The organism is Thermoanaerobaculia bacterium, from assembly GCA_035717485.1.
GTDB lineage: Bacteria > Acidobacteriota > Thermoanaerobaculia > UBA5066 > DATFVB01 > DATFVB01.
This window is the reverse complement of the sequence record DASTIQ010000307.1, coordinates 1-24,465: the sequence shown is the minus strand read 5'-3', so window position 1 is coordinate 24,465 and position 24,465 is coordinate 1. Positions and strand designations below refer to the sequence as shown.

Below are 24,465 nucleotides of genomic sequence, written 5' to 3'. Positions count from 1 at the left end.
GATCGATGAGGCTTGCCCGAAGAAAGCACCCGGGCGGATTGAGCACCCAGGGTGCTCGGCCCAAGCTTTTCCAACTGCCGTCAAAGTTGCCTGCGGTGCCTTGAACGATCTCCATGCGGTCGATAGCGATGATATTCGTCCGAAGAGGTGGAGGCGCGGCTTTACCTTCGGGTAGACTCACGGCTACAACGTCGAGCTCACCCGCGAGCAGCCTGTTAAATAGTTCACCCGTGAGCTCGCTCGACAGCCGCACTCGGACCTTGGGGTATTTCTCAGTGAGCGCCTGAATAGGTTCGAAAAGCGTTCCCTCGGCCAGGGCATGCGAGAGCCCGATGCGCAAGAGGCCGTGAGGTTCGGTGTCGCTCGACGTAAGAGATTTCAGCGTCTCCGTCCGCTGCAGCAGGTCTCGCGCTTGTTCGAGCACCCTGAAGCCCAGCGAGTTCAGGCGTGGAGGCTTCACCGAGCGGTCCAGTAACTCGGCACCCAATGCCGCCTCCAGCCTTTGCACTTGCCGCGTAATCGCAGAGGGTGTTCGGAATAGACGATCGGCTGCACCGGCTATCGACCCGGCCTGGGCAAACTCTACGAGGGCGCGTAAATCATCGAGCAAGAGAACCTCCCAAAAGCACTCCTAAAATCTCCGCCCAACGAATAGCAGAATCGTGCTGGAATGTCAATATCATCGTGATAATAATGAACTTGTGGAAGCGTCTGTTCTCCGTTACTAAAGAGCAGGGAGTTTATGCCCTTGCGTTACGAGCAGCCCGAATGGATTGAACCGACGTAAAGGAGTTCCGCATGAAGATGATTCTGATTCAGTACGGCGCGTGCGCGCTTGCGGCCGCCCTGATGGTGCCGATGGCGACGGCGCAGCCGGCAGGAACACAGGCCGCCCTCACCAAAGAAGCCGGCACTCTTTCCGACAAGTTTAGCGGCCTGGCGCGCGTCATGGCAGGCAAGTATGACTGGAAACCCGGTGAGGGAGTGCGGTCGGTTGGCGATGTATTCAACCTGATCGTCAGGGAAAACGGCATACTCGCGCGAACACTGACGGGCGCGGGCGGCGGTCCGGACGCCGCTCCGATCACCGATCCAGGGACGATGCAAGCGGCGTTGAAGACGTCTTACGCGAACCTGCAGAAAACCATCCAAGGGCTCGATGACAGCGATCTGAAGACTCCCGTCACGCTGTTCGGGAAGGAAATGACGAAAGAGAGCGCCATCCGATACCTCTTTGGAGATCAACACGAGCACCTGGGACAGTCGATCGCCTACGCCCGCACGAACGGCGTAATTCCGCCGTGGTCGAAATAGCAACATCCAGCGGGGAGCAGGGCCGGCGTCTTTGACCAGGCGACTGCTGCCCACGGTGGCCCAACACCTCGACCAGCGGAGAGCGGCCGCAAGTAATGAGGATCGCATAACGATATCCAACACAATCGGGACAGTTCACGTTACTCCGGGTGCTCACCGCACAGAGATATGTCACCACCGGTGACAAGGAGAATGGCATGCGCGCGAATTCGGTCTCGCATTTCCTGCCCCTGTTGATCGCGGGCGGCACGGCCTCCCTGATACTCGCAGCGGGACCTGCGCGCACTGCGCCGCGCGCGCACGCCGATCTGGTGGAGTTCGAGAAGATGACCTGGGTGGAGGTGAAGGCCGCGCTCGCGGCGGGCAAGACGACGGCGCTCATCTACACCGGCGGTACCGAGCAACGGGGCCCCCAACTGGCGAACGGCTACCATAACGTCGTTGCGCATGCGCAGGTCGAAGCGATCGCCAGAGAACTCGGCAATGCGATCTTCATGCCCGTGTTGCCCTACACTCCGAACGATGCAGAAGCGCTTCCCGGTACCATCGGAATCACGAACGAGCTGCTCGCCGCCATCCTCGAGCGCATCACGGAGGAATCGATCCTCAACGGTTTCCGCAACGTGATTCTCATGGGCGATCACGGTGGCGGCCAGCAGCAGGTTTACGAGGACGTCGCCAGGAAGCTCGACCGCCGCTATAGGCCAAACGGAATTCGCGTGTTCTACTGTGACCAGGTGTATCGGGCCGCGAATGATGCGTTCGACCAGTACCTGGCGCAGCGCGGCTATCCACCCGGCCTCCACGGTTACCTTTACGACACCTCCCAAATGATGTATCTCGACAAGGACAACACATGGGTGCGCAGAGATCTGCTCGCGTCTGCACTGGGGGATCCCGTCGTCGATGGCAAGGTGCAGATAGGACCGGAGACCCCACAAAACGGAATCCAGGGTGACGCGCGCCGCTCAACGGCGGAGTTGGGGAAGCGCGCCTTCGACATGAAGGTCGATTACGCGGTGAGACAGATTCGCAGGCTCATCGCCGGCGGATATTGACGATATCGTGAACCTTAGTGTTAGGAGTTGAGAAAATGAATAAGACGATCATTTTATCCATCTGTCTCGCCGCTTCATCACTTTCGAGTGATGCGCGCGCCCAGGATACACTTACCCGGGAGGCGCTTGCCCAGAATGATCGCCAGTATACTGACGGCCCGGTCACTGAGGTAGACTATATACAAGTGGAGTACGGGCATTTTCCAGAGTACATCGATTGGTTGAAGTCGACATGGAAGCCGACCATGGAGGCCATGAAGAAAGCCGGGGTAATCATCGATTACAAGGTCTTCCAGGCCAGTCCAAAATCACCGGATCAGCCCAACATGTTTTTGTATCTCACTTACAAGAACATGGCCGCTTATGGTGGGAACATCGGCGACAAAGGCATCGAGGAAGAATATGTGGCCAGGAAGGCAATCGGGAGCACCGAGTTTCAGAACAAGAAGAGAGTGGAACGGAGCGCATACAGAAAGGTTCTTGGCATTGAATTGATTCGCGAAATTATTTTGAAATGAAGTCGGTATACGTGTTCGAAGGGCATGCGTCAATATTTGTACGAGTTGCGTGGCGTATCTCTTGTTATTGTCCGCCAGCAGGCGTCTTGCGGATGATCGCCGGAGATAAAGGATGACCTTGCTCCCGGGGCTGGTCCGATTTACTCGGGCATATTCCCATCGTGGGGCTCCGGGAATCGGGGAACCGATTTCCCCGGCAGCGAGCGCCGGAGCTTTCTGACGACGGCTGGATTACGGATAGCGACGTGACCGCTAACCCTCAGAGCTGGGGCCCAAGTGCGCGTTATCGCCGAGAGAGTTGTCACGCCCACACTCTGTCCACATCCCGCCTCCCCATCGGTAGTCACGCGGCCCCGCGGGAACCCGTTGTCTGTCATCGGGAACCAAAGGTCGGCAGGTGAATCAAGAAGCCAGATCCCGCGAGCCCCGGCCGGCATCGAATGCTCCTGAGATTTCGAGACTGGAAGGAGTGACTCGTCTTGGGTATATCATCTGACTCCCGTGGAGCGAGCCCTGTGAAGCAGACCGATCTCCTGAGTGTGACCTCGATACTCTCCGTGCTTCTGCTTGCCCTGCATATCTCGCAGGACATCGTCTTCGGCTTCGACCGCGCGGGGCTCAATCATCTCGTCGCCGTCGCGATCCTGGTCGTCGTCGTCTGCGGCGCCGTGCTGCTGCGAGAATGGGCGTCGGGCAAGGTGATCATGCTGCTTGGTGGCGTGATGTCCGCCGCGATGCTGCCTCTGCATATGCGGCATGGGTTGCGCCCGGAGTTTCTCGAGAAGAGCGGCGCCCTGTTGTTCATTTGGACTCTCTATGTCCTCGGAGTAACTGGTGCGTTCTCGGTAATCCTCGCGGTCCAGGCGTTGCGCGCTCGGCGGATCACTTCGTAACGAAGCGGGAAGGACCGCCCGCAAATTCCCACCGATAATCCTTGAAGGGAAGGACCGCCCGCAGGATCTCCCCGGGGAAAGAGTACCCGGGGAACGGGATCGGTCGGCCTCTTCATCGAGTTGAAACAGCGCTCCACCCTGTCCTTGAAACCTCAGGGGCGGCTTCCACGTAATAGTTCGGGAGGCGCGTGGCCGAGATCGAAAGGACGCTCCATGTTCAATCGAATTTTTCAGGCGCTGCTGGTTGTTTGTCTGGCGACGAGCTCGTTGTGGGCGGCGGACGAGCCGTTCGTCGGCAAATGGAAGGTGAACCCGTCCAGGAGCAAACTGATCGACGAGATGAAGGTCGAGGCCGCCGGTCCGGATACCTTCAGGCTCACTTTTGCCGGTACGGGCGGCGAGTCCGAAACCATTGTCGCGAATGGGACCGACCAGCCGGGTCTGTCGGGAACGACTTTCTCCGTCGCCGTGATGGGACTCAACCGCTGGGAGGTCGTCCGCAAGATGAAAGGCCGAACGATCCTCCGCGCGGAATGGACGCTTTCCGAAGACGGCAAGACTCTGCACGACGACTTCACGCAATATTTGCCCGACGGGATGACGCTGCTCTCGACGCCTTTGCCGAATGGTTCGAGGTTGTTCCTGCCCTATGTGTATGAGCGGACGGCGGGGAGTTCAGGTCTCGTCGGCACGTGGGACAGCGAGAGCGCGAAAGTGTCCGCAAAGATCGAGCTCGAGATCCAGCGCGACGAGAGGGGTGGCCTGGCATTCAAACGTTCCGATGAAGACGCGGTCAAGAGGATCAAGTTCGATGGGAGCGATGGCCGCCGCGTGCACGAGCGCAGTCTGGAAATCACCTACAGAGTCAAAGGCACGATCACGGGCACCCGGCAGATCGAGATTTCTCCCGATCTCAAGACCCTGACGATGACCGACCACGACCTGTATGAAAGTCAGCCCAAGAGCATTCTGGTGTTTGATCGGGAATAGATTTGGTGACCTGTATCCACCTCGTGCTCCGGTGCTTGCTCGTGCCGGTGGCCCAGGTCCTTCCGTCCGTCGGCCAGACACGCGGAGGCGGTCAGACAGGGCGCGACCCTTCGGACCCGGATTTACGCTGATGAAATTGGCGGATGCCACTCGACGACGAAGCCGCTAGGATGGTCTCGGTCCTTTCCGCTGGATAGGGGGACACGCCATGTTGCACGAATTCATCACCGAAAACCGACAGGAGATCATCAACCGATGCCGCACGAAGGTCTCGGCGAGAAAGATCCCCCCACCCTCGCCCTCGGAGCTCACCGAGGGTATTCCGCTCTTCCTGGATCAACTCGTCGAGATCCTCCGTCTGCACACGGCTTCGAGCCCCAGTCTCCGGAAAGACGCAACCAAGCACGGCGAGGACCTGCTTGGCCTCGGGTATACCTCGGGACAGGTCGTCCACGACTACGGCGATGTCTGCCAGTCGATCACCGAGCTCGCCATCGAGCGGAAAGCGCCTATTTCGACGGACGATTTCCGCGTGCTCAACCGGTGCCTCGACGATGCCATCGCCAACGCGGTAGAGGAGTTCGGCAAGCGGCGGGATGTGAAGGTTTCGGAGAATGAAACCGAGCGTGTTGCGATCTTTGCGCATGAGCTTCGAAACCACCTCGCGTCAGCGACGCTCGCCTACGAAGCCCTGAAATCGGGGAGCGTGGGTGTCGACGGCTCGACGAGCGCTCTTCTCGAACGTAGTCTCTCGCGCTTGAATCGTTTCGTGGAGCAGGCCATCGTGGAATCACGCCTCAATTCCGGCATGCACGACCGGGAGCGCATTCCGGTCGCCGAAGTCATCGACGAAGTCGAGGGGTTCGCGGTGATGGAAGCCAAGGCGCGCGGTTTGCGCTTCACGAACGTCAAGATTGAAAGCGATGTCGCCGTCAACGGTGACCGGCAGATTCTGGAGTCGATCGTCGGGAACCTCGTTCAAAACGCGCTCAAGTTCACCCGTCCCAACGGGAGCGTCCTCTTGCGTTCATGGGCGGACGACGGTCACGTCCAGATCGCCGTCGAAGACGAATGCGGCGGGCTTCCCCCCGGAGATCCAAACACGCTGTTTCTTCCATTCGAGCGACGGGGTCGAAACCGTACGGGTCTCGGCCTGGGTCTCGCGATCAGCAAACGGGGAGCCGAAGCCAATGGCGGTACCCTTCAGGTTCGCGATCTACCGGGAAAGGGCTGTATCTTCACCGTCGAGCTTCCCCGGGCCGTTCAGGCCGCGGGCTGACTACCTCGTCGTCTCAGGACCAGCCTCGGCGCGCCCTGGATCTTCCAAGCGGGGATACCGGTGGCCGGGGAGCTTCATCACCGGGATGACCGCCGCCCACAAGCGGGTGAGACCACGGGATGTTGCGCGGCTGTCACGCGGCACTGTGCGAATATCCGAATGGAGGTGGCATGAAGAGCGTTGTGATTGGCGAGTCATCCGGGGCCACGATGGATCAGATCATGGCCGTATACCCCCGGCACAAGTCCTTCGTCGACGGCTTCGTGTCCAGAGGTGAGGTTATCGGCATCGGTCCGTTCGCGGATCACGGCAACATGGCCATTTTCAGGAGCCGTCAGGCGGCGGAGGAATTTGCCAGAGAAGACCCGTTCTTCCTGGAAGGGTTGGTGAAGGCCTACGTGATCCGCGACTGGAGGGACGCGATGTGGGAATGAGAAGCTCCCTTTACGGCCTTCCGTCGGCGCCTTACGGCAATGATGCTCAGGCGCGTCCGTACACGAGACGCTCAGTAGTGCAGGCTCAGCTTCAGTTCCAGGGTCTGGCCGTCGTAGGGGAAGCTGGCGGCGGAGAACGATGGCGTTCCGAGCACCGCTTTGGCGTCGTTTGAAAATCCGTAGCCTTCCTTGGGGATACCGAGCGAGTTGGTCTCCAGCTTGCCGTTCATGTTCTCGTCATGGATGACCGCGATCGCATAAGTCCCCGGCGGGATGTCCTCGAAGTCGCAGCGCGCTTGCGTATTTCGGATCTTGATCACCATGACGTTCGTCGCCGAGCGCAGGAACTCTCGGGGAAAGCCGTCCGGTGATTCGAAGAGCGCGCAAGCGACCGTTCCGGTGCTGTTTCTGATGTTCAGGATCGTGATGTGAATTCCCGGACATGAGACCTGGCCGGACGCGACGCCGGAAAGATTCACCAGCATCCATGCTCCAAACCATGCCGCCCACCGCATGACGACCAGAAACGTAGCAACCAGGAAAAGGGCGGCACAGATGCATTCAGATCATCGGCTGCGCGCCCACGCACGCCGCCAGGCGTGCCGACGGGGAGGACCCCACGAGCCCGAACGCCACTTCCCATCGCCGGCGCCGGTACCCGCAACCACAGGCGAGCGGGCAGCCGGGGATTCGCGCGTCTCCGGCGCCCCGCTAGGACGGCGGCTTCCCGTCTCTCCCCGCGGGAACGAACAGCAAGTCCTGAAAATCGCACCGGATATCCGACGACGGCGAGATCGGCTGCATCTTCATCTGATCGATGCTTCCGTCGGGTGTCAGGGCAAAAGTCACGAAGGCGTCGGCGTTCAGGCGGCGATCGCGCCAGCGAGCGACGAAGGTGTCGTATTGCCAGTGTTCCAGATCGCCGACCAGCAGCGGCGTGCGGCTGAAGCGCAGCACCAGCCCCCCGTGTTCCTCGGTGATCGTCACGTTTCCGTACCAGGCATCGCGATAGGTGCCCGCATAATTCGGCAGCGGCAGCGATGGTTTCGAATCGACGGCGCGTGTTCTGCTCCGTCGATTGACTGCTTCGTCAGCGTTCCGGCGCGCCGCCTCCCCCGCTGCGCGGAAGGCGTCGATCCAGTCGGTCTCCGGAAATCCCAGATAACGATCGAGGATGTGGTAAGTCATTGCCTGAAACGCCCCGTCGTCCTGCTGGTTCGTGAACACGGCGATTCCGACGTTCTGATCGGGAATCAGCGTGACCCGGGAAACCATGCCCGATATTCCGCCCGTGTGCCAGACCATCTTGTGTCCGCGAAAGTCCCTCAGGAACCATCCGAGACCGTCGGCGAGAAATGCCGGCCGGAGCGCGGCCAGTGGCGGCGGAAGATCGTCGATCGGAATGATCGTCTGCGGAGACCACATCTCCCGGCTCTGGCGCTCGCTGAACAGACGACGTTCACCCGCGGCCCCGCGAATCGATCCGTGACCGAGCTGCGCGATCATCCATTTCGCCATGTCCCCGGCGCACGAATTGATGGCGCCGGCGGGGGCGACGTTGTCGATGTTCATGTACTCGATCGGCGTCACCCGGCCTGCGACTCGAGAGTGCGGCGTCGCGACGTCGTCGGCCGAGCGAAGGGCCTCGATGCTCGTGTTGCTGCGCGTCATGCCCAGGGGGGCGAAGATGCGCTCCTTCACGCACTCGTCCCACGTCCGGCCCGTCACGGCCCGGACGACTTCGCCGGCGACGAGATAGAGAACGTTGTCGTAGGCGTACCGGCTGCGAAAGCTCGTCACGGGCCTGAGGAAGCGAAGGCGTCGCACGATCTCGTCGCGCGAGAAGGTCGTCGGCGGGAACGACATCAGGTCGCCGGCATTCGGCCCCAGACCGCTGTGATGCGCCAGCAGATCGCGGATCGTCATCTCGCGCGTCACCCAGGGGTCGTACATCTGAAAGGCGGGCAGGTACTGGATGACGGGATCGTCCCAGGCGATCCGGCCGTCGTCGACCAGCATCGCCAGCACGGCCGAGGTGAACGCCTTGGAGTTGGAAGCGATGCCGAAGAGAGTGTTCGCATCGACGGGTGGCGCTTTGCCGAGCTCTCGGACCCCGTAGCCTCTGGCCATGACGACCTTGCCGTCCTTCACGACGGCGACGGCCATGCCGGGGACTTCGAATGCCTTCAGGGTCCGCGCCGCGTAAGCGTCGAGATCGGGAGGCAGGGAGTCGTGTGCCTCGCCGGAGGAGGCGGCGAGGACCAGGAGCAGGAGCGCCACGGCCAGCGCGCGCAGCGCGACTCTCGTCGCCGGAACAGGCGGATCGTCCGGGCCTCCGGAGTCGAGTGTCACAAGTGACCGATAGCGATGCGATCCGAAGGCGGGAACGCGCATCGTTCGAGGCTACAACCGCGCGAATGCGGAGGCAATGTCCACTTCTCGCCGAGATGGCAGAGCCACTGTCCTCCGCGAAATGGAGGCGGAGCGCGCTGTAAGATCGCCCGACTGTGCACCCGCTGATTCTCTCCTCGTTCTTCGCATCCTCTCCCGTCGTGCTCGCGATGTGCGCCGCCGGCACCATCGTTCTGCTGATCGGCCTCGTCGCTTCACGAGAGGAGTTCGCGGAGGCTCGCGGCGCCGACAAGATCGTCGCGCTGGCCAACGTCTGCTACGGGATGCCGCTCGCGGTCTTTGGCGCGCTGCACTTCTTCGCCCCGCAGTCCGTCCTGGCGCTGGTGCCGAAGTACATGCCGGGCCGCCTGTTCTGGGTCTATCTCGTCGGTAGCGCGCTCGTCGCCGCGTCCTTGAGCATCGCCGCCCGCGTGGCGGTGCGGTGGTCCGGACTGTTGGTCGGAATCATGATGTTTCTGTTCGTGGCGATGATCCATGTCGCGCGTGGAGTTCTGGTCGACCCCCACAACCGGATTCTCTGGACGATCGTCTTCCGCGAGTCGTCGTTCGGCGGCGCGGGCTGGGTTCTCGCCGGAAACGCCATGGACGGGCGGCGCGGACAGAGCAAGGGAACGCTCATCCGCGTCGGCCGAACGGTGGTCGCGCTGGCCGCGATCTTTTTCGGCATCCAACACTTCTTCCATCCGCTGGGGCTTCCCGGAGTTCCGCTCAAGCGGGAGATGCCCGCGTGGGTTCCGGCCCGCGTGGTCATCGACGGCGTGACGGGCGCGGCGCTTGTCATCGCCGGGGGATGCATGCTCCTGAACCGGAAGGCGCGGATGGCGGCCACCGCGCTCGGCGCCTGGATTCTGCTGACGATCCTGCTGATCTACGGGCCCGTATTGATCGGGGCGCTGTCCTCCACCGCGACGGCGGCCCAGGTGGAGGGGATCAACTACTTCGCCGACACGCTGCTCTTTGCGGGAGCCGTTCTGGCCGTGGCGAGCGCGTCGCCCCGCTCCGATAACCGACGAGTTTCCTGAGACGGAGGCTCGCGGGAAATCCGGTCGCCGAGGCCGGCGGCCCGGGAGCGCTTGCCCTTCACCGCCGTCTCATCGCCGAGGCTGACCGAGGACCTCTTCGGTGCGTGCGCTGACGCGCTGGGAACCGCGCGGCCTCTCCGGGAGGGATCTCGGACGGGCGCGCATCCGTCCGGGACGCGTGTTCGATCTTCCGGACCATAGCGCGTCGACGCCGAGGATCCCCTGGCGAACGGAAGACCGCTACTTGCTCTCGTTTCCGTCCGCGCCCCGCCTGTTCGCGGCGATCCACGCGTCGATCCGATCCTTCAGGACGTCCATCGGAAGCGCGCCCGCGCCCACGACCTCGTCGTGGAACGCGCGGATGTCGAAACGGAAGCCGAGCGCCTTCCGGGCCTTCTCCCGGAGCCCGAGGATCGTCAGCTGTCCGATCTTGTAGCCGAGCGCCTGCGCGGGCCAGATCATGTACCGATCGACCTCGCTCGCGATCTCCTGGTCGTCGATTCCCGAATGGGCGTGGAAGAAGTCGAACGCCTGTTCCCTCGTCCACCGCTTCGCGTGAAGGCCGGTGTCGACGACGAGCCGGATGGATCGCAGCAGCTCGTCCTGATAGTGGCCGTAGAGCTGGTACGGATCGGAAAAACCGCCGACTTCCCGGCCGAGGTCTTCGGCGTACAGCGCCCATCCTTCGCCGAACGCCGTGTACTCCGCCTGCTGCCGGAACGGCGGGATGCCGGTCAGCTCCTGCGCGATCGCGATCTGCAGGTGATGGCCCGGGATCCCTTCGTGGTACGCGCGCGTCTCGACGTTGATCGTCGTCCGCTTCGCGAAGTCCCCGGTATTGACGTTCACGACGCCGGGGCGCGACCCGTCGGGGCTCGACGGGTTGTACTCCGCTCCGGACGTCGTCGCCTCGCGGAAGTCCTCCGTCGGCCTGACCACGAGACGGGCCTTCGGCAGCCGCCCGAAGAGCCGGGGAAGCTTCGGTCTCATGTCGTCGAGATACTTCGCGTAGAGATCCAGGAGCTCCTGGCGGGAGCGGGCGTGACGGGCCGGATCCACGGCGAGCGCCGCGTCGAGGGATTTCGCGTCGGCGTATCCGAGCCGTCGCGCGATCTTCGACATCTCCTCTTCGACGCGGGCGACCTCGGCGAGGCCGAGGCGATGGATCTCGCCGGGAGAGAGCGAGGTCGTCGTGGCCTGTCTCACCCGGAACGCGTAGCGCGCCGCCCCGTCCGGGAGAGCCCAGACGCCCGCCTCGGCCCGTCCCCGGGGGGCATATTCCTCCTTCACGAAGCCTGCGAACCTTCGATACGCGAAAAGGACGCGATCGCGGATCGCGCCGATCACGGCGTCCCGAATCCGCTGGCGATCCTCCGCCCCGATGCCCTCGGGGAACCGGTCGAGCGGCCGCGCGAACGACGACTTCTCCGGGGTCTCGCCCGCGATCATTTCCGCCTGGCGGACGACCTGGGCGAGAAGGAACTTCGGGGGCATCAGACCATCGCGCATGCCCGCGCGCATCGATTCCGTGACTCCTCCGAAAGCCTTCGGGAGCGACATGAGACGGACGACGTAATCTTCGTAGTCCTTCCGCGTTTCGAACGGCAGATAGCTCACCAGGATCGGCGTGTTGACGTGGATGCCCGAGAACTGGTTGACGGGCATCTCCCAGTTCCGGAGTCTCCCGTCCTCGAGGGACTCCTCGAGCTGACCGATGATCAGCCGCGCGTCGAGCCGTTCGGACTCCGGGAAACCCGAAGTGTCGATGGCCCGGAATCGGTCGAGGAATTCTGATTGCCGGGCGAGATCCCTTCCGACGCCCGCCGGCGAGCGATCGCTCCACCGGTCGTTCCAGCGCCGGTCGCCGAGCGTCGAGGCGAGCTCCGGATTCGCCGACATCCGGTAGTTCCATTGTTCGGCGAGAAGGTCGTGGAACGCTTTCCGTCGGGACTCGACGTCGGCGGGCGCCGACGCGCCGGCAAAGGCGGCGACGGCGGCGACCGCGAGAATCAGACCGCGTCGAAATCGCTTCCGATCACCAGGATGGAGCACGGGTGCCGCAAGGTAGCACAGGCCACCTTCCGGAGCGCGAGGATCCGATCCGGAGCCTACGGTCGGGCCGAATCGAGATTCGATCGCCGGGAACGTCTCCCGGCGAGGTAATCGGCGACGATCCACGCCGCTCCGGCGATCGCCAGGTTCATGACGTTCTCCGACCAGTTCGACATCTTGTGCGGATCGGCGAAACACACCGGCATCCACACCACCAGCCCGAAGAGGATCAGCATCGCCGTCAGGCACCGCGCCGCGAGAAGCGCCGATCGACCGGTGAGGAGCGCGACGGCGGCAAGCGCGAACGCGATCGTGGTCGCGATCGCCCAGAACTTCTGTCCCGGAGGAATCCATTTCGGAACGAGGGCGATCGTCGGAGCGAGATAGACGGCCTGTTCGATCGTGAAAGACACGACGGAGATCCCGAAGAGCCCGTATCCCATCCGCGCCAATCTTCCCGTCCGACCCGACTCTCCTCGGACCGACCCGTAAACGATCAGCGCCGCCGCGAGCAGAGACAGCGGTTCGAACAGATTGCCCAAGCTGTTGTACACCCCCGGCTCCTTGACGACCTGCGGCACGAGGAGCAGAGCGAAGATCAGGTTGATGCCGCCCAGCGCGGCGGCACCGGCGCGCGCCGATTTCCGCCCCTGGATCGCGACGCCCCCGAGGATCAGGATCGCCGCGGCGGCGGAGAGGAGAATCCGACGCCCGGGAACGTCGCCCATCAACCGAAGCTCCGGCCAGTGGCGCGGCTCGGGCCAGATGAGGGCGATGACGCCGAACGCGATCGCGGCCAGTCCATAGACGTGACGGCCGAGGCCTCTCTTCATCATCTCTTTGCTCCGCTCGAAGCGTTCGGCGTCGCGCGCGCCCGGAGACAGGATGAAATTCTATTCGACGGACGAACGCCCGCCGGTTTCTCCCGGAGATCATGATCGCCGGAACGGGATGCTCCTTCCGGCGGCCGCTTGATGTGCTACGTCACTTGTAGTAGATTTGCCGTACGACGTAGGAGAGAAGTGAAAATGGCCCGCCTTTCGAAAGCCGAAACACGGATTCTCGAGCAGTGCTGGAGGCTCGGGACCTGCTCGGTCCGCGAGATCCTCGACGCTCTGCCCGAGGACGAGCGCGTCGCCTACACGACCGTCCAGACTCTCGTCTACCGGCTGGAGCAGAAGGGCGCGCTGCGCAAGGTCAAAAAGGTCGGCAACGCCCAATTGTTCGAGCCCGCGATCGACCAGAGGCAGTACCGCAGCGGACTGGTTCGCGACCTCCTGGAGTTGTTCGGGGGATCTCCGCGCCTCCTCGTGTCCAATCTCCTCGAGACGGGGACGATCACGCTGAAGGATCTGAAAACCCTTCAGGACGCGGCGGCGGAGAGGGGCGGCCGCGGCCGCGGAGGAAAAGGCCATGCTTGAGCACGTCACGCGGGGGCTCTATTACGCGAACGTCCACCTTCTGTACGCCTCGGCCGTCGGGGTTTCGGCCTGGGCTCTCACGTCGATCCCGCTCGGAAGCGCGACGACGAAGTACTGGATCTGGGTCGCGACGTCCCTCAATTTCATTGTTCCGGTGGGCGCGATTCTCGATGCGCTGGGGGCGCCTCACCTCACCTGGGCGTCCCCGCTCGCCATCGTCGGAGACGCCGCGAACCGGCTCTCGCGGAGCCCGGCCGCTCCGATGCTTCTGCTGGCCTGGCTGTCGGGATCGGGCTTTCTGCTGGCGCGCCTCCTGTCGAGGCTCCGGGCGGAGCGGCGCGGAGCCGCCGCGGCAGGCCCGGGAGGGCCGGCCGTCGAAGGCGTCCTGCGTCCCCGGATTTCGCTCCCGGCCGGAATCGGGAGGGTGTTGACCGATGCGGAGCTCGATGCCGTCCTGATCCACGAGCGCATCCACGTTCGCCGCCGGGACAATCTGATCCGTCTGATCCACGAACTCGGGCGCTGCGGACTCTGGTTTCATCCTCTCGTCTGGATCGCGAGCTCGCGCCTGGCGTTCTACCGCGAGCTCTCGTGCGACGAGTCCGTGATCCGGCGCGGCCGAGGGGCGGACCTGATCGCGGCGCTGGGGAAACTGGCCGCGCCGGACGACGCGTTCCTGCTGGAGGCCGGGATCGGGTCGTTCCTGGGCCGTCGTCTCGCGCGGCTCGCTTCCCCGCGAGGCCGGCATTCCTACGCGGCGGCGAACACGCTCCTGGCCGTCGCGTTCGGCGCGCTTCTGCTGACCGGCGTCTTCGAAACCGTCGCCCATACCGCCTGCTGCTTCATCGCCCGGAGGTAAACGTGGCTTCTCCGAAACGTCGCTCGCCCCGGATCGCCGCGGGGATCGTCTTCACCGGGCTCGCCGCATGCGCTTTTTCGGGGACGCCCGCCCCGCGCGCGGTGGACGTCAAGGCTTCCGATGGCTTCCTGCTGAAGGCGACCTACTACGCGGCGGCCCGGCCGGGCCCGGGAGTGTTGCTGCTGCACCAGAGCAACCGGACGCGCGACTCGTGGGACGTCGTCGCCCGCCAGCTCGCGACGGCCGGAATGAACGCCCTGACGCTCGACATGCGCGGGTTCGGAGAAAGCGGCGAGCCTCGTGTCGTGCCGACGGACGCGGCGAAGGAGAAAGCGAGGGCGATGTGGCCGGGCGACGTGGACGCCGCGTTCCAGTACCTGGTCTCGCAGCCCGGCGTCCAGCGCGATGTCGTCGGCGTGGGAGGAGCCGGATCGTTCGGCGTCCTCTACTCCGTGGAAGCGGCCCATCGACACCCTGCCGAGGTGAAATCGCTCGTGCTGCTTTCCGGAGAGACCCTCCAGGACGGCCTGCAATTCCTGAGGCAGGCGCCGCAGCTGCCCGGACTCTTCGCCGTGGCCGACGACGACGAATACCCTCCCACGGTCGAGGCGATGGAATGGCTCTATCTCGCCTCCTCCAGCGCGGAGAAGAAGTTCGTGCACTACTCGGCGGCGCAGGATGCACCCTGGATCTGGTACGAGACCGCCGATGCGAGCAAGGTCCCGGCGAGAGGCGGCCATGGAACCGACATGTTCGAGCCCCACCCCGATCTCGCCGGCATGATCGTGGATTGGCTCGTCACCACGCTGATCCGGACGCCGGGGCACGCCCCGGCGGATACCCTGGCGTCGGCGCGGACTCTCGAGGAAATCCAGACGCCCGGGGGAGCCGCGCGCGTCGCGCAGCGGCTCACGGAGGCGCGCCGGCGAGATCCGCGGGCTCAGCTGTTCCCGGAAATCACCGCCAGCATCATCGGGCAGGACCATATGCGCGCGAAAGAGCCGAAGCGGGCGGTCGAGGTCCTGGAGCTCGTCCTGCTGGCGTATCCGGATTCGGCGGACGCCCACGAGACGCTCGCCGAGGCGTACCTGGCGGACGGTCGGAAGGACCGGGCGCGGCAGCACGCCGAGAGGGCCCTGGCCCTCCTGGATGCGCACGCCGTGCCGGCATCCTCATGGTCCGACACGGGGCCGCGCCGCGGCGAAATTCGTCGCGATGCGCAGAAGGTACTGGAGAGTGCGGACCGCTGAGAAGGGCTCTCGCCTGGCCGACCCGGCGGCCGGGAGAGACGAGCCCACGCGCAGACGCGTCGTTCTCGCGGCGACGTTCTTCGTTCTGTGCGCAACCCTGCGGCTCGCCCCGCCATCCTCTTCCGCCGTCCTGGTAAGAGCCGGGCGGCTGCTGGATCCACGGACCGGGAACGTGCTTTCGCCCGCGGCCCTGTGGATCGAGAACGGCAGGATCAAGGAAGTCGGTGCGCCTTCGAAAGTGCGAGCGGACGCGCCGACCGGCATCCCCACCATCGACCTGGGGAACGCCACCTTGCTGCCCGGGCTGATCGACAGCCACACCCATCTGCTCCTGGACGTGGTCGTCCCGCCGGAAGCCGAGATCGCTCGACACCCCAATGGGAAGTTCGCTCCCGGCCTGCTTCTCGCGATCGTCGAATCGCCGACCAAACGCGTCTTGGCGGGCGCCCAACGGGCTCGCGAAGACCTGGAGAGCGGCATCACGACCGTTCGCAACCTCGGGCACTCCGGGATCGACGGCGACACGGAGCTCCGTGACGCGATCGACGCCGGTCGAGTGCCGGGCCCGAGAATCCTGGCTTCCGGACGCAAACTGATCACGCGCGGAGAGTACGTTCAGGACCTCAATCCCGCCCTTTCCGAGGCGATCCTTCAGCAGGAGTTCCTGCTGATCGACGGCGCCGACCGGGCGCGACAGGCCGTCCGGCAGAACGCGTTCCAGAACGTCGATCTGATCAAGGTCTCGGCCGACGAGGATCTGACGGTTCCCGAGCTCGCCGCCGTCGTCGAAGAGGCACACCGTCAGCACCTCAAGGTCGCCGTTCACGCGTTCGAAGCGACCAGCATCCAGACGGCGATCGCGGCCGGCGTCGATTCCATCGAGCACGGCAACGATGCGACCGACGAGCAACTCGAGCAGATGCGCGACAAGGGAATCTTCTTCGACCTGACGCCGACCTTTTACGGCGGCTTCTTCGTCAAGATCCAGGAACCCAGCATCGTGATGTCGCCCGCCCTCCGTTCCGCGAGTGCCTTCACCGAGGCGCGTCGCCAACGCTACGACCGGCTGGTTCAGCGGGTCTTGAAGTCCGGAGTCCGGTTTGCCGCCGGCTCGGACATGTGCTGGTTCTACCCGGGGAAGACACGCGGCGAAGCCAGCGTGGCGGCGCTTCTCAACCTGCGTCAGGCCGGAATGCCGGCTCTCGACGTGATCCGCGCCATCACCACGAATGCCGCGGAGATGCTGGGCTGGTCGGACCGGATCGGCGATCTCGAGCCCGGGAAATTCGCCGATCTCGTCGCCGTCGCGGGGGATCCGGTCGCCGACATCACCGAGCTCGAACGCATCCGCTTCGTGATGAAGGGCGGCGAAGTCGTTCGGAACGATCTCGCCGCGCGTTGAGATATCGCGCGATCGCGCCGTCGGGCGCGCGCGAGGTCCCGCGCGGCGTGAACCCCGCTACTCGTCGCGGAGGGCGACGATCGGGTCGACCTTCGTGGCGCGGCGTGCGGGGAGATAGCACGCCAGCAGGGCAACGCCGATGAGCAGGGCCGCCACGCTCGTGAACGTCAACGGATCGGTCGGCCTGACGCCGTAGAGCAGCCCCGCCATGAGGCGGGACACGATCAGTGCCCCCGCCAATCCCAGGACGGAGCCGGTGACCGCGAGGCCCAGCCCCTGGCGCAGGACCATCCGCATGACGTTCGCTGGTTGCGCCCCGAGGGCGAGTCGAAGGCCGATCTCGTGGGCCCGCTCGTTGACCATGTATGAAATCACGCCATAAATTCCCAGTCCCGCGAGGAACAACGCCGTCAAGGCGAACAGGCCGACCATCTCCATCGAGAATCGCCGGGCCGAGAGGGACGCGGATACCGTCTCGGGAAGCATCCGGGCTCCGAAGACGGGAAGCGTCGGATCGACGGATTGCACCTGCTCGCGCACTTCATCGGGAAGGGAGGAGGTATCCAGGTTTCCACGCAGAAATATCGCCAGATGGTGAGCGCCCTTCTGATACAGGCTCGCATAGATCTGGGGAATCCCGGCGTCTTCCAGCGATTCCGTCCTTGCGTCCGCGACGATCCCGACCACCGTGGTCCAGGCCGAAGGCCTCCGGGTGAGCTTGAGCCGCTTTCCGACCGGATTCTCCGCCGGCCAGTACGCGCGCGCCATCGCCTCGTTGATCACCGCGACCGGAGGCGCATTTTCATCGTCGAGGTCGCTGAACAGCCGCCCGCGGAGGAGCGTCATGCCCATCAGGGGAAAGTACTCCGGGGTGACGATCGAGCCGTCGACCAGCGGAGCGTCGTTGCTCCGATCCTCGCGGCCTTCCCGGATCAGCGGAACGGGCGGGTTTTGATTGTTTCGATCGTGCCCCAGGGGAAGAGCGCCCAGATCGCCGATGGCGGCCTCTTCGACGCCGCGCAGCTTCCGGCTTCGACGGAGGACCTCCCGATAGAACTGCGCCGCCCGGGGAGCGGTCCCATAGAGGTACGTCGTGGGATCGTTCGGGTAAGGCAGCCTCGTCTGGATGGTCATCACGCGGCGGGGATCGAACCCGAGCGGGACGTTCAGCAGGTCCCGGAAGCTGCGCAGGAGAAGAGCCGCGGCGGCCATCAGGATCAGGGAGAGGGCGAACTCCGCGATCACCAGCCCGCGCCGCGTGCGCGCCTGTTCTCCGGAACTCGTCGAACCGCGCCCTTCCCGCTTCAGCATGGGAGCCAGGTTCAGCCGCCCGATCTGCAGAGCGGGAGCGACGCCGAAGGCCACGCCGGCGGCGAGGGAGGCGGCGAGGGCGAAGAGCAGGACGCTCCCGCTCGTCGATATTTCGTTGAGCCGCGGCAGAGTGTCCGGAACGAGCCGGATGAGGAGTCTCTTCGTGCCGAAAAGAATCGCGACACCCGCGACTCCGCCCAGCACGGAGAGAAGCAGGCTCTCCGTCACCAGCTGGCGCGCCAGCCGGGCGCGCGCGGCTCCGAGCGCCTGGCGGATGGCCATTTCGCGGCCTCTCGCGCTGGCTCGCGCGAGGAGAAGATTGGCGACGTTCACGCAGCTGATCAGGAGGATCAGCCCGACGGCGCCGAAAAGAAGAAGCAACGACTGCCGCACGTTCCCCACGACGGTGTCCTGGAGGGGGATCAGGCGCATCGTCCACCGGCTTTGACGCGGATAATCGCCGGGAAACTGTTTCTGCAGGGATGCCACGAGCGCGTCGAGGCGGCTCTGCGCCGCTTCGATCTTCAGGCCGGGTTTGAGTCTTGCGATGGCCGTCGGAAGATTCCGCCCATTGCGCGGCGGTTGATCCAGAAGGGGCGCCCCGAAAAAACTCGTGGCGGCCCAGACTTCGATATTCCGGTCTCTCGCCGTTCGGCCCGGATCGTGATAGCCCGGCGGCATGACCCCGATCACGCGGTACAGGTCCGTGTCCATCCTCAGACTCCTGCCCAGGATTCCGGGATCGGCCCCGAATGCCCGTTTCCACAGCCCGTCGCTGATGACCAGCTCGGGCAGGACGCCGGGCGCGTGGTTCTCCGGATCGAACGTCCTGCCGAGGCGCGGCTTCACGCCGAGGATCGAGAAATAGTTCGGCGCGGCGATCTGCAGGCTGACGCGCGAGGGACGGGCTCCGCCGGTCAGGTTGTTGTCGTCGTACCACGTCGGCGACACGTTCGTGAAGATGCCCGAACGCTGAAGATCCTGCCACTCCGGTTCGGACAGCCCCACGTCGTGCGCGCCCACGCCGGGAAGGTCGGCTTCGATCCTCACGAGCTGCTCGGGCCGCGGGAAGGGAAGGGGGTGCAGCAGCGTGGCGGCGACGACGCTGAAGATCGCCGTCGTCGCCCCGACGCCCAGTGCGGTCGTCAGGACGGCGATCGCGGTGAAGCCCGGAGAGTGGCGCAGCATTCGAAGGCTGAAGCGCGCATCCTGGACCAAGGCGTCGATCCAGCGGCCGCCGAGCTCTTCCCGGCATTCTTCTTTGAAGCGTTCGGGGCTTCCGAACTCGATGCGGGCGCGTCGCTCGGCCTCGACGCGATCCAGACCGGAACGTTCGAGGTCGTCGGCGCGGCACTGGATGTGTCCGCGAACTTCTTCTGCCAGGTCGCCGTCGGTCCGAGAACGATGGAGGAGCCGGGCGGACAGGGAACGAAAATGGGAGAGGAGACTCATCCTTCCTCCGGTCGCGCGGCGAGGGCGGAGGCCATGGCCGCGGCCAGGCGTTTCCAGCCGTCCGTTTCTTCCCGCAGACGCTTTCGCCCCGAAGCCGTGAGCTCGTAGAACTTGGCGCGACGGTTGTTCTCGGACCGCCCCCACTTCGCCGTGAGAAGCCCCTGGCGCACGAGACGGAACAGGGCGGGATACAGCGCCCCCTGCTCGATGAGCAGCGACTGGCCGGAAATCTGCCCGATGCGCAGCAGGACCCCGTACCCGTGCAACGGACCGAGGGAAAGCGCCTTCAGGATCAGAAGGTCGAGTGTTCCCGGAAGAAGTTCGGCGGGCTCGGTCAACGCTACCCCTAAGAAGCTTAGGAGAGAGTAGCTCCCCTTCCCCCGGGCTGTCAAGGGGGGCGGGCGGCCGGGTCGAGGCTAGTCGAAAACCACCGTCCTCCCCTTGTGGACGATGACCTTCCGGCGAAGGTGCGCATAGATCGCCCGGGAGAGAACGACCTTCTCGAGATCGCGGCCCAGCCGGATCAGATCCTCGACGGAGTGCCGGTGGGTCACGTGCAGCACCTCCTGCTCGATGATCGGGCCGGCGTCGAGAGACTCCGTGACGTAGTGGCTGGTCGCGCCGATGATCTTGACGCCTCGCGCCCGCGCCGCGTGGTACGGGCGGGCACCCGGGAAAGCCGGGAGGAAAGCGTGATGGATGTTGATGATCCGGTTCGGATAGGCACGGATCAATCGGCCCGAGACGATCTGCATGTAGCGCGCGAGCACGACGAATTCAATGCGGTAGGCTTCCAGCAGCCCCAGGTGTTCCTCCTCCGCCGCGTCCCGGTTCTCCTTCGTGACGGAAACCGTCCGGAAGTCGACGCCGAAACGTCTCGCCACCGGTTCGAGATCGGGATGGTTGGCGACGACGACGGGGATGTCGACGCGCCATTCGCCGGAACGCCAGCGCGCCAGGATGTCGTCGAGACAGGCCGGATCCTTCGACGCGAAGACCGCCATTCGGGGAATTTCGCTCGAGTCGTGGAGCGACCACTCGGTGTCGGGGGCTCCTTCCACGAGCCCGCCGATGCGTCGGGCGATCTCGGGATCCTTCAGCGTGAACGTCGAGACGTCCCACTTGAGCCGCGTGAAGTACTGCTGATCCTCGGGATCGACGAACTGATCGTGATAGAGGATGCGCCCCCCGTGCTCGTACACGAACTCGGTCAGCCGGGCGGCCAGGCCGCGGCGAAGAGGACATTGCAGCAACAGGACGACCGACCGGGGCTGCTCGGAATTCGGTTCGTCGGTCACGCGTCAATTCGTCCTTCGATCCGGCCTCGAAAACACGGTGAACATCATATCGGCACGGTTGAACGGCCGGGGAGGCGCCCCGCGGAGACGGGGCGGCACGCGTTCCTCCTTCGTGACGGGCGGTGGGCGGAGCGGGCCCTCCGAATCGAGAGGAAGACTTAAGATTCGTACGTTTTCATGAGCGGAGCCCGCGGCGTCCTCTTCTTTTCCTGGCTGTTCGCCTGCGCCGCCTCGGCCGCGGGCGCCGTCTCGCCGTGGTCGAACGTCGCGGACCCCGTCTTCCAGAGGATCGACCAGAAGACGCTGCCGCACCCGGCCGTCTATGCGGTCGCTCAGGATGCCGCCGGGTTCATCTGGGTCGGCACGCCGGCCGGTCTCGCCCGTTACGACGGCTACCGCTTCCGCACCTTCCTGCCGAAAGAGAAGGGCTCCGAGAGTCCGCCCGGCGTGGAGTCTCTCCTGGCGGACCCGAACGGCACCCTCTGGATCGGAACTCTCTCGAGCGGACTCATGTCGCTCGACGAATCCACGGAAACCTTCCACGTCTGGCGCCCCGACCCCGCCGGCCGGACCGGCCCGCGCAGCGCGACGATCATCGCTCTCGCAAGGGCCTCGGACGGCCGCATCTGGGTGGGCGGTGACGCCGGTCTCGACTCCTTCGACCCGTCGGCCGGCCGTTTCGAACCGGCCGACGTGGCGGACTCGAGCGAGGCTCAGCCGCGCGTCGAGGCGATCCTGATCGACCGTGAACGGGCGGTCTGGGCGGCGACCGTCCGCGGTCTTTACCGCCGCGCCCCCTCGGAGAAGACCTTTCGTCCCTTCGTTCCCGAGGGCGGCGGGAGCTTCCGCTCACGGGCGTTCTTCAGCCTCTCCGAAGATGCGGCCGGCCGTCTCTGGATCGGTTCGCTCGACGCCGTTTTCGTTCTCGACGCGGAGCGCGGGCTCGCTCGAACGTATTCGTCGGGCAACGATCGTTCCGCGCTGGCGCCCGGCGAGCAGTGGGGCGTGATCGAGGTCGCTCCCGGCGTCTTCTGGGTCGCCTGCTACGACGGCGGAATCTCGATCGTCGACGACGCGACGCAGCGCGTTCGCCGGATCGCGATCGACCGGGCGAACCCCGGAGGGCTCACTCCCGGCGACGTGTGGCAGTTCTTTCGCGACCGATCGGGGCTGATCTGGGTCGCCAACGGCCCCGGGGGCCTTCTCGTCCACAATCCGGCCAACCGCGGCATCGACGAGCTCACTTCGAGCGACAAGCATCTGGGAGCGGGAGACATCGGCGCGAGGGCGGTTGCGGCCGCCCCGGACGGGACCCTCTGGCTCGGCGGGTCCGACCGGGTGGCGAATCTCGATCCCCGAACGGGCGCCTCGACCGCATTCACGGTCCCCAACCACCCGAGCGTGCAGACCCTCCGGAGCGGCGCCGACGGCACGCTCTGGATCGGGACGATGGAAGGCCTCTGCCGTCTCCCCCTCGGGGGACGCGCGGTCGAATGTCCGCAGGGGCCGTACCGGACCCTCGATCGCGTGTTCGCGCTCGTCGAGAGCGGCGGCACCCTCTGGGTCGGAACGGGCGCCGGCGTCGCCGCGCTCGACGAGCGCAGCGGCGGCGTGACGCGCTACCGGCACGGCGATTCGCCGGAGACGATGTCGAACGACTTCGCCACGGTGCTGTACGCGGACCGCGCCGGCCGGATCTGGGCCGGAACCCGGAACGGCCTCGACCGCATCGATCCCCGCACGGGGCGGGTGACGCGATTCGTCCACGATCCCCGGAACCCGAATTCGCTCGGGACCGGCGCCGTCAGCTCGATCGTCCAGGACCGCGGCGGGCGGATCTGGGCGGGCGCCGTCGGCGGACCGCTGAACGTGTTGACCGAGAGCGGCGACGGCGGAGCCATCGTCCGGCGTCTCGGGGACGCGGAGGGCCTGCCCGAGCACGTCGACGGCCTCGCCCAGGGCGCCGACGGGAAGATCTGGGCGAGCGCGACGAATGTGCTCGCCCGCATCGATCCCGAGACCTTCCGGACGCGGATCCTCGGTCCGGCCGACGGCATCGACGAAACCGAGTTCTGGACGGGAGCCGTCGCCGCCGCGCGCGACGGCACGATCTTCTTCGCGGGAACTCGTGCCGTCGCCGCGATCGAGCCCGGCGCGAGCTCGGAGTGGAGCTATTCGCCGCCCGTGGCGATCACGGAGCTGACGCTCGGCGGGCGGTCCGTGACGGCCGGGACCCGCCGCGGCGGATTTTTCGACCTCCCCGCCGGCCTGCGCGACATCACGGTCGAGTTCGCGTCGCTCGACTACTCCGCGCCCGACGCGCTCCGCTACGCCTACAAGCTCGAGGGATACAACCGGGACTGGATATCCGCCGATTCGGCGCACCGCCTCGCGACCTACACCAATCTCGCGCCCGGAACCTACACGTTGCGCGTGCGTGGCACGAATCGCCGGGGAACCTGGAGTTCGAGCGCCATCGCGCTCGGGCTGCGCTCTCTTCCCTCGTGGTACGAGACCTGGTGGTTTCGCGCGGCGATCGCCGGAATCCTCCTCGCCGCGATCCTCGCGCTCGTCCGAGCCCGCACCGGAGTCCTGCGCCGGCGAGCCGCACGACTGGAAGAGATCGTCGCGGACCGGACGAGCGAGCTCGCGAAAGCCAACGCCGCTCTGGAGGACATGACGATCACGGACGCGCTGACGGGCCTTCGGAACCGTCGCTTCCTCATGCAGCGCATCGACGAGGACGTGGCGCTCGCCGTCCGCCAGGAGACCGATCTCGTGTTCTTCCTGGTCGACATCGACCACTTCAAGAGCGTCAACGACGAGCTCGGGCATGCCGCGGGCGACCGGGTCCTCGAGCAGATGCGCGCCCGTCTCGAGCAGGTCTTCCGGGCTTCCGACTACGTGCTTCGCTGGGGCGGGGAAGAGTTCCTCGCGGTCACGCGCGGAAGCCCTCGCGGCGACGCGCCGGAGATCGCCGAACGACTGCGGACGGCGATCGCGGAGCGCCCGTTCCTGCTCGACGGAGGTCAGCCCCTCGCGAAGACGGCGTCGATCGGGTTCGCGGCGTTTCCCTTCGTCCCGTCGGCTCCGAGAGCGATCCCGTGGTCCCAGGTCGTGGATCTCGCCGACCAGGCGCTCTACCTCGCGAAGAACGGGGGCCGGAACGCGTGGGCCGGCATCGCCTCCACCGCCCGGACTCACGCGGAGCTCCTGTCCCGGCGCCTGGCGGAATCGCCGGAGGATGCGGCGGGCGACGACTCATTGGTGGTGCAACGAAGCGAATCGGCGGACCGGCGGGACGCGCCCTCTTCACCGCGCCGCGACGCTTCGCAGGGGTGAAGGCTCCCGGCGCTCTCGGGAAGGAACGCCGCGCCTACGGCTCCGCGGGAAGAACGGGTCGTCTTCCCAGCGACGACGCCAGTCCGACGATCATCAGAACGACGAGCACGAGATTCACGTAGACGCCGGGGGGATTCCCCGTTCTGACGATCGGCATG

The 24,465-nt window shown here is 65.2% G+C and carries 21 protein-coding genes; 13 read left to right on the top strand and 8 right to left on the bottom strand.

The features are described 5' to 3' along the window. Nucleotides 1-610: LysR family transcriptional regulator (locus VFS34_16130; protein HET9795981.1), on the bottom strand; the 610-nt coding region annotated here is incomplete at its 3' end. A gap of 188 nt (nt 611-798) precedes the next feature. Here VFS34_16130 and VFS34_16125 point away from each other — a divergent pair. From VFS34_16125 to VFS34_16095, 7 genes are all read left to right on the top strand, one after another. Continuing rightward, entirely contained in the window at nt 799-1,314 is a 516-nt protein-coding gene (locus VFS34_16125) for a DinB family protein (GenBank protein ID HET9795980.1), read from the top strand. A 197-nt stretch (nt 1,315-1,511) separates the two neighbouring features. Then, nucleotides 1,512-2,372 (top strand): creatininase family protein, encoded by an 861-nt coding sequence (locus VFS34_16120; protein HET9795979.1) that lies wholly within the window; start codon nt 1,512-1,514, stop codon nt 2,370-2,372. Nucleotides 2,373-2,407: 35 nt separating this feature from the next. Then, on the top strand, nt 2,408-2,890 hold the full coding sequence (locus VFS34_16115) for a hypothetical protein (GenBank protein ID HET9795978.1): 483 nt from the start codon (nt 2,408-2,410) through the stop codon (nt 2,888-2,890). A 515-nt stretch (nt 2,891-3,405) separates the two neighbouring features. Continuing rightward, nucleotides 3,406-3,783, top strand: coding sequence for a hypothetical protein (locus VFS34_16110; protein HET9795977.1), 378 nt, complete (start codon nt 3,406-3,408; stop codon nt 3,781-3,783). 213 nt (nt 3,784-3,996) lie between these two features. Next, the gene (locus VFS34_16105) at nt 3,997-4,773 is read left to right on the top strand and encodes a hypothetical protein (GenBank protein ID HET9795976.1); all 777 of its coding nucleotides are present in this window, start codon (nt 3,997-3,999) and stop codon (nt 4,771-4,773) included. 208 nt (nt 4,774-4,981) lie between these two features. Beyond that, entirely contained in the window at nt 4,982-6,052 is a 1,071-nt protein-coding gene (locus tag VFS34_16100; GenBank protein ID HET9795975.1) for a HAMP domain-containing sensor histidine kinase, read from the top strand. 170 nt (nt 6,053-6,222) lie between these two features. Beyond that, nucleotides 6,223-6,486 (top strand): YciI family protein, encoded by a 264-nt coding sequence (locus VFS34_16095; GenBank protein HET9795974.1) that lies wholly within the window; start codon nt 6,223-6,225, stop codon nt 6,484-6,486. Nucleotides 6,487-6,557: 71 nt separating this feature from the next. Here the strand turns inward: VFS34_16095 and VFS34_16090 are convergent, their stop codons facing one another. Both VFS34_16090 and VFS34_16085 read right to left on the bottom strand, forming a co-directional pair. Continuing rightward, entirely contained in the window at nt 6,558-6,971 is a 414-nt protein-coding gene (locus VFS34_16090; protein HET9795973.1) for a DUF2141 domain-containing protein, read from the bottom strand. A gap of 226 nt (nt 6,972-7,197) precedes the next feature. Further along, nucleotides 7,198-8,838 carry a serine hydrolase gene (locus VFS34_16085; protein ID HET9795972.1) on the bottom strand — a complete coding sequence of 547 codons (1,641 nt, stop codon included), beginning with the start codon at nt 8,836-8,838 and terminating at the stop codon, nt 7,198-7,200. Between the two features lie 209 nt (nt 8,839-9,047). Between VFS34_16085 and VFS34_16080 the strand changes: the two genes are divergently transcribed. Next, nucleotides 9,048-9,920 carry a hypothetical protein gene (locus VFS34_16080; GenBank protein HET9795971.1) on the top strand — a complete coding sequence of 291 codons (873 nt, stop codon included), beginning with the start codon at nt 9,048-9,050 and terminating at the stop codon, nt 9,918-9,920. Between the two features lie 240 nt (nt 9,921-10,160). On the opposite strand, the gene VFS34_16075 is transcribed toward VFS34_16080, so the two are convergent. Together VFS34_16075 and VFS34_16070 are read right to left on the bottom strand one after the other, a co-directional pair. Beyond that, nucleotides 10,161-11,972 carry a DUF885 family protein gene (locus tag VFS34_16075; GenBank protein ID HET9795970.1) on the bottom strand — a complete coding sequence of 604 codons (1,812 nt, stop codon included), beginning with the start codon at nt 11,970-11,972 and terminating at the stop codon, nt 10,161-10,163. Nucleotides 11,973-12,028: 56 nt separating this feature from the next. Beyond that, a complete protein-coding gene (locus VFS34_16070) occupies nt 12,029-12,808 on the bottom strand; it encodes a hypothetical protein (GenBank protein ID HET9795969.1) in 780 nt (259 codons plus the stop codon). Nucleotides 12,809-13,000: 192 nt separating this feature from the next. On the opposite strand from VFS34_16070, the gene VFS34_16065 reads away from it, so the two are divergent. The 4 genes from VFS34_16065 to VFS34_16050 all read left to right on the top strand — a co-directional run bounded on the left by VFS34_16065 (nt 13,001) and on the right by VFS34_16050 (nt 16,904). Further along, a complete protein-coding gene (locus tag VFS34_16065) occupies nt 13,001-13,393 on the top strand; it encodes a BlaI/MecI/CopY family transcriptional regulator (protein HET9795968.1) in 393 nt (130 codons plus the stop codon). Then, the gene (locus tag VFS34_16060; protein ID HET9795967.1) at nt 13,386-14,252 is read left to right on the top strand and encodes a M56 family metallopeptidase; all 867 of its coding nucleotides are present in this window, start codon (nt 13,386-13,388) and stop codon (nt 14,250-14,252) included. The genes VFS34_16065 and VFS34_16060 overlap by 8 nt, the downstream gene beginning before the upstream one ends. Before the next feature lie 2 nt (nt 14,253-14,254). Beyond that, a complete protein-coding gene (locus VFS34_16055) occupies nt 14,255-15,502 on the top strand; it encodes an alpha/beta fold hydrolase (GenBank protein HET9795966.1) in 1,248 nt (415 codons plus the stop codon). Nucleotides 15,503-15,674: 172 nt separating this feature from the next. Then, entirely contained in the window at nt 15,675-16,904 is a 1,230-nt protein-coding gene (locus VFS34_16050) for an amidohydrolase family protein (protein HET9795965.1), read from the top strand. A 57-nt stretch (nt 16,905-16,961) separates the two neighbouring features. Here VFS34_16050 and VFS34_16045 read toward each other — a convergent pair whose 3' ends face one another. The 3 genes from VFS34_16045 to purU form a co-directional block, all read right to left on the bottom strand. Beyond that, complete coding sequence (locus VFS34_16045; GenBank protein ID HET9795964.1) at nt 16,962-19,667, bottom strand: ABC transporter permease; 2,706 nt, start codon at nt 19,665-19,667, stop codon at nt 16,962-16,964. Continuing rightward, nucleotides 19,664-20,005: a PadR family transcriptional regulator gene (locus VFS34_16040; protein ID HET9795963.1), complete on the bottom strand. Its 342-nt coding sequence runs from the start codon at nt 20,003-20,005 to the stop codon at nt 19,664-19,666. The genes VFS34_16045 and VFS34_16040 overlap by 4 nt, the downstream gene beginning before the upstream one ends. 78 nt (nt 20,006-20,083) lie before the next feature. Further along, nucleotides 20,084-20,965, bottom strand: coding sequence for a formyltetrahydrofolate deformylase (purU, locus tag VFS34_16035; protein HET9795962.1), 882 nt, complete (start codon nt 20,963-20,965; stop codon nt 20,084-20,086). A gap of 177 nt (nt 20,966-21,142) precedes the next feature. Here purU and VFS34_16030 point away from each other — a divergent pair, with 177 nt between their 5' ends. Then, a complete protein-coding gene (locus tag VFS34_16030; protein HET9795961.1) occupies nt 21,143-24,307 on the top strand; it encodes a diguanylate cyclase in 3,165 nt (1,054 codons plus the stop codon). Nucleotides 24,308-24,465 lie beyond the last annotated feature (158 nt).

Bases quoted from the DNA above. Each gene is read 5' to 3' on its own strand.
- VFS34_16125 (HET9795980.1), top strand. From the start codon at position 799: ATGAAGATGATTCTGATTCAGTACGGCGCGTGCGCGCTTGCGGCCGCC.
- VFS34_16120 (HET9795979.1), top strand. From the start codon at position 1,512: ATGCGCGCGAATTCGGTCTCGCATTTCCTGCCCCTGTTGATCGCGGGC.
- VFS34_16115 (HET9795978.1), top strand. From the start codon at position 2,408: ATGAATAAGACGATCATTTTATCCATCTGTCTCGCCGCTTCATCACTT.
- VFS34_16105 (HET9795976.1), top strand. From the start codon at position 3,997: ATGTTCAATCGAATTTTTCAGGCGCTGCTGGTTGTTTGTCTGGCGACG.
- VFS34_16100 (HET9795975.1), top strand. From the start codon at position 4,982: ATGTTGCACGAATTCATCACCGAAAACCGACAGGAGATCATCAACCGA.
- VFS34_16095 (HET9795974.1), top strand. From the start codon at position 6,223: ATGAAGAGCGTTGTGATTGGCGAGTCATCCGGGGCCACGATGGATCAG.
- VFS34_16090 (HET9795973.1), bottom strand. From the start codon at position 6,971: ATGCTGGTGAATCTTTCCGGCGTCGCGTCCGGCCAGGTCTCATGTCCG.
- VFS34_16080 (HET9795971.1), top strand. From the start codon at position 9,048: ATGTGCGCCGCCGGCACCATCGTTCTGCTGATCGGCCTCGTCGCTTCA.
- VFS34_16070 (HET9795969.1), bottom strand. From the start codon at position 12,808: ATGATGAAGAGAGGCCTCGGCCGTCACGTCTATGGACTGGCCGCGATC.
- VFS34_16065 (HET9795968.1), top strand. From the start codon at position 13,001: ATGGCCCGCCTTTCGAAAGCCGAAACACGGATTCTCGAGCAGTGCTGG.
- VFS34_16060 (HET9795967.1), top strand. From the start codon at position 13,386: ATGCTTGAGCACGTCACGCGGGGGCTCTATTACGCGAACGTCCACCTT.
- VFS34_16045 (HET9795964.1), bottom strand. From the start codon at position 19,667: ATGAGTCTCCTCTCCCATTTTCGTTCCCTGTCCGCCCGGCTCCTCCAT.
- VFS34_16030 (HET9795961.1), top strand. From the start codon at position 21,143: ATGAGCGGAGCCCGCGGCGTCCTCTTCTTTTCCTGGCTGTTCGCCTGC.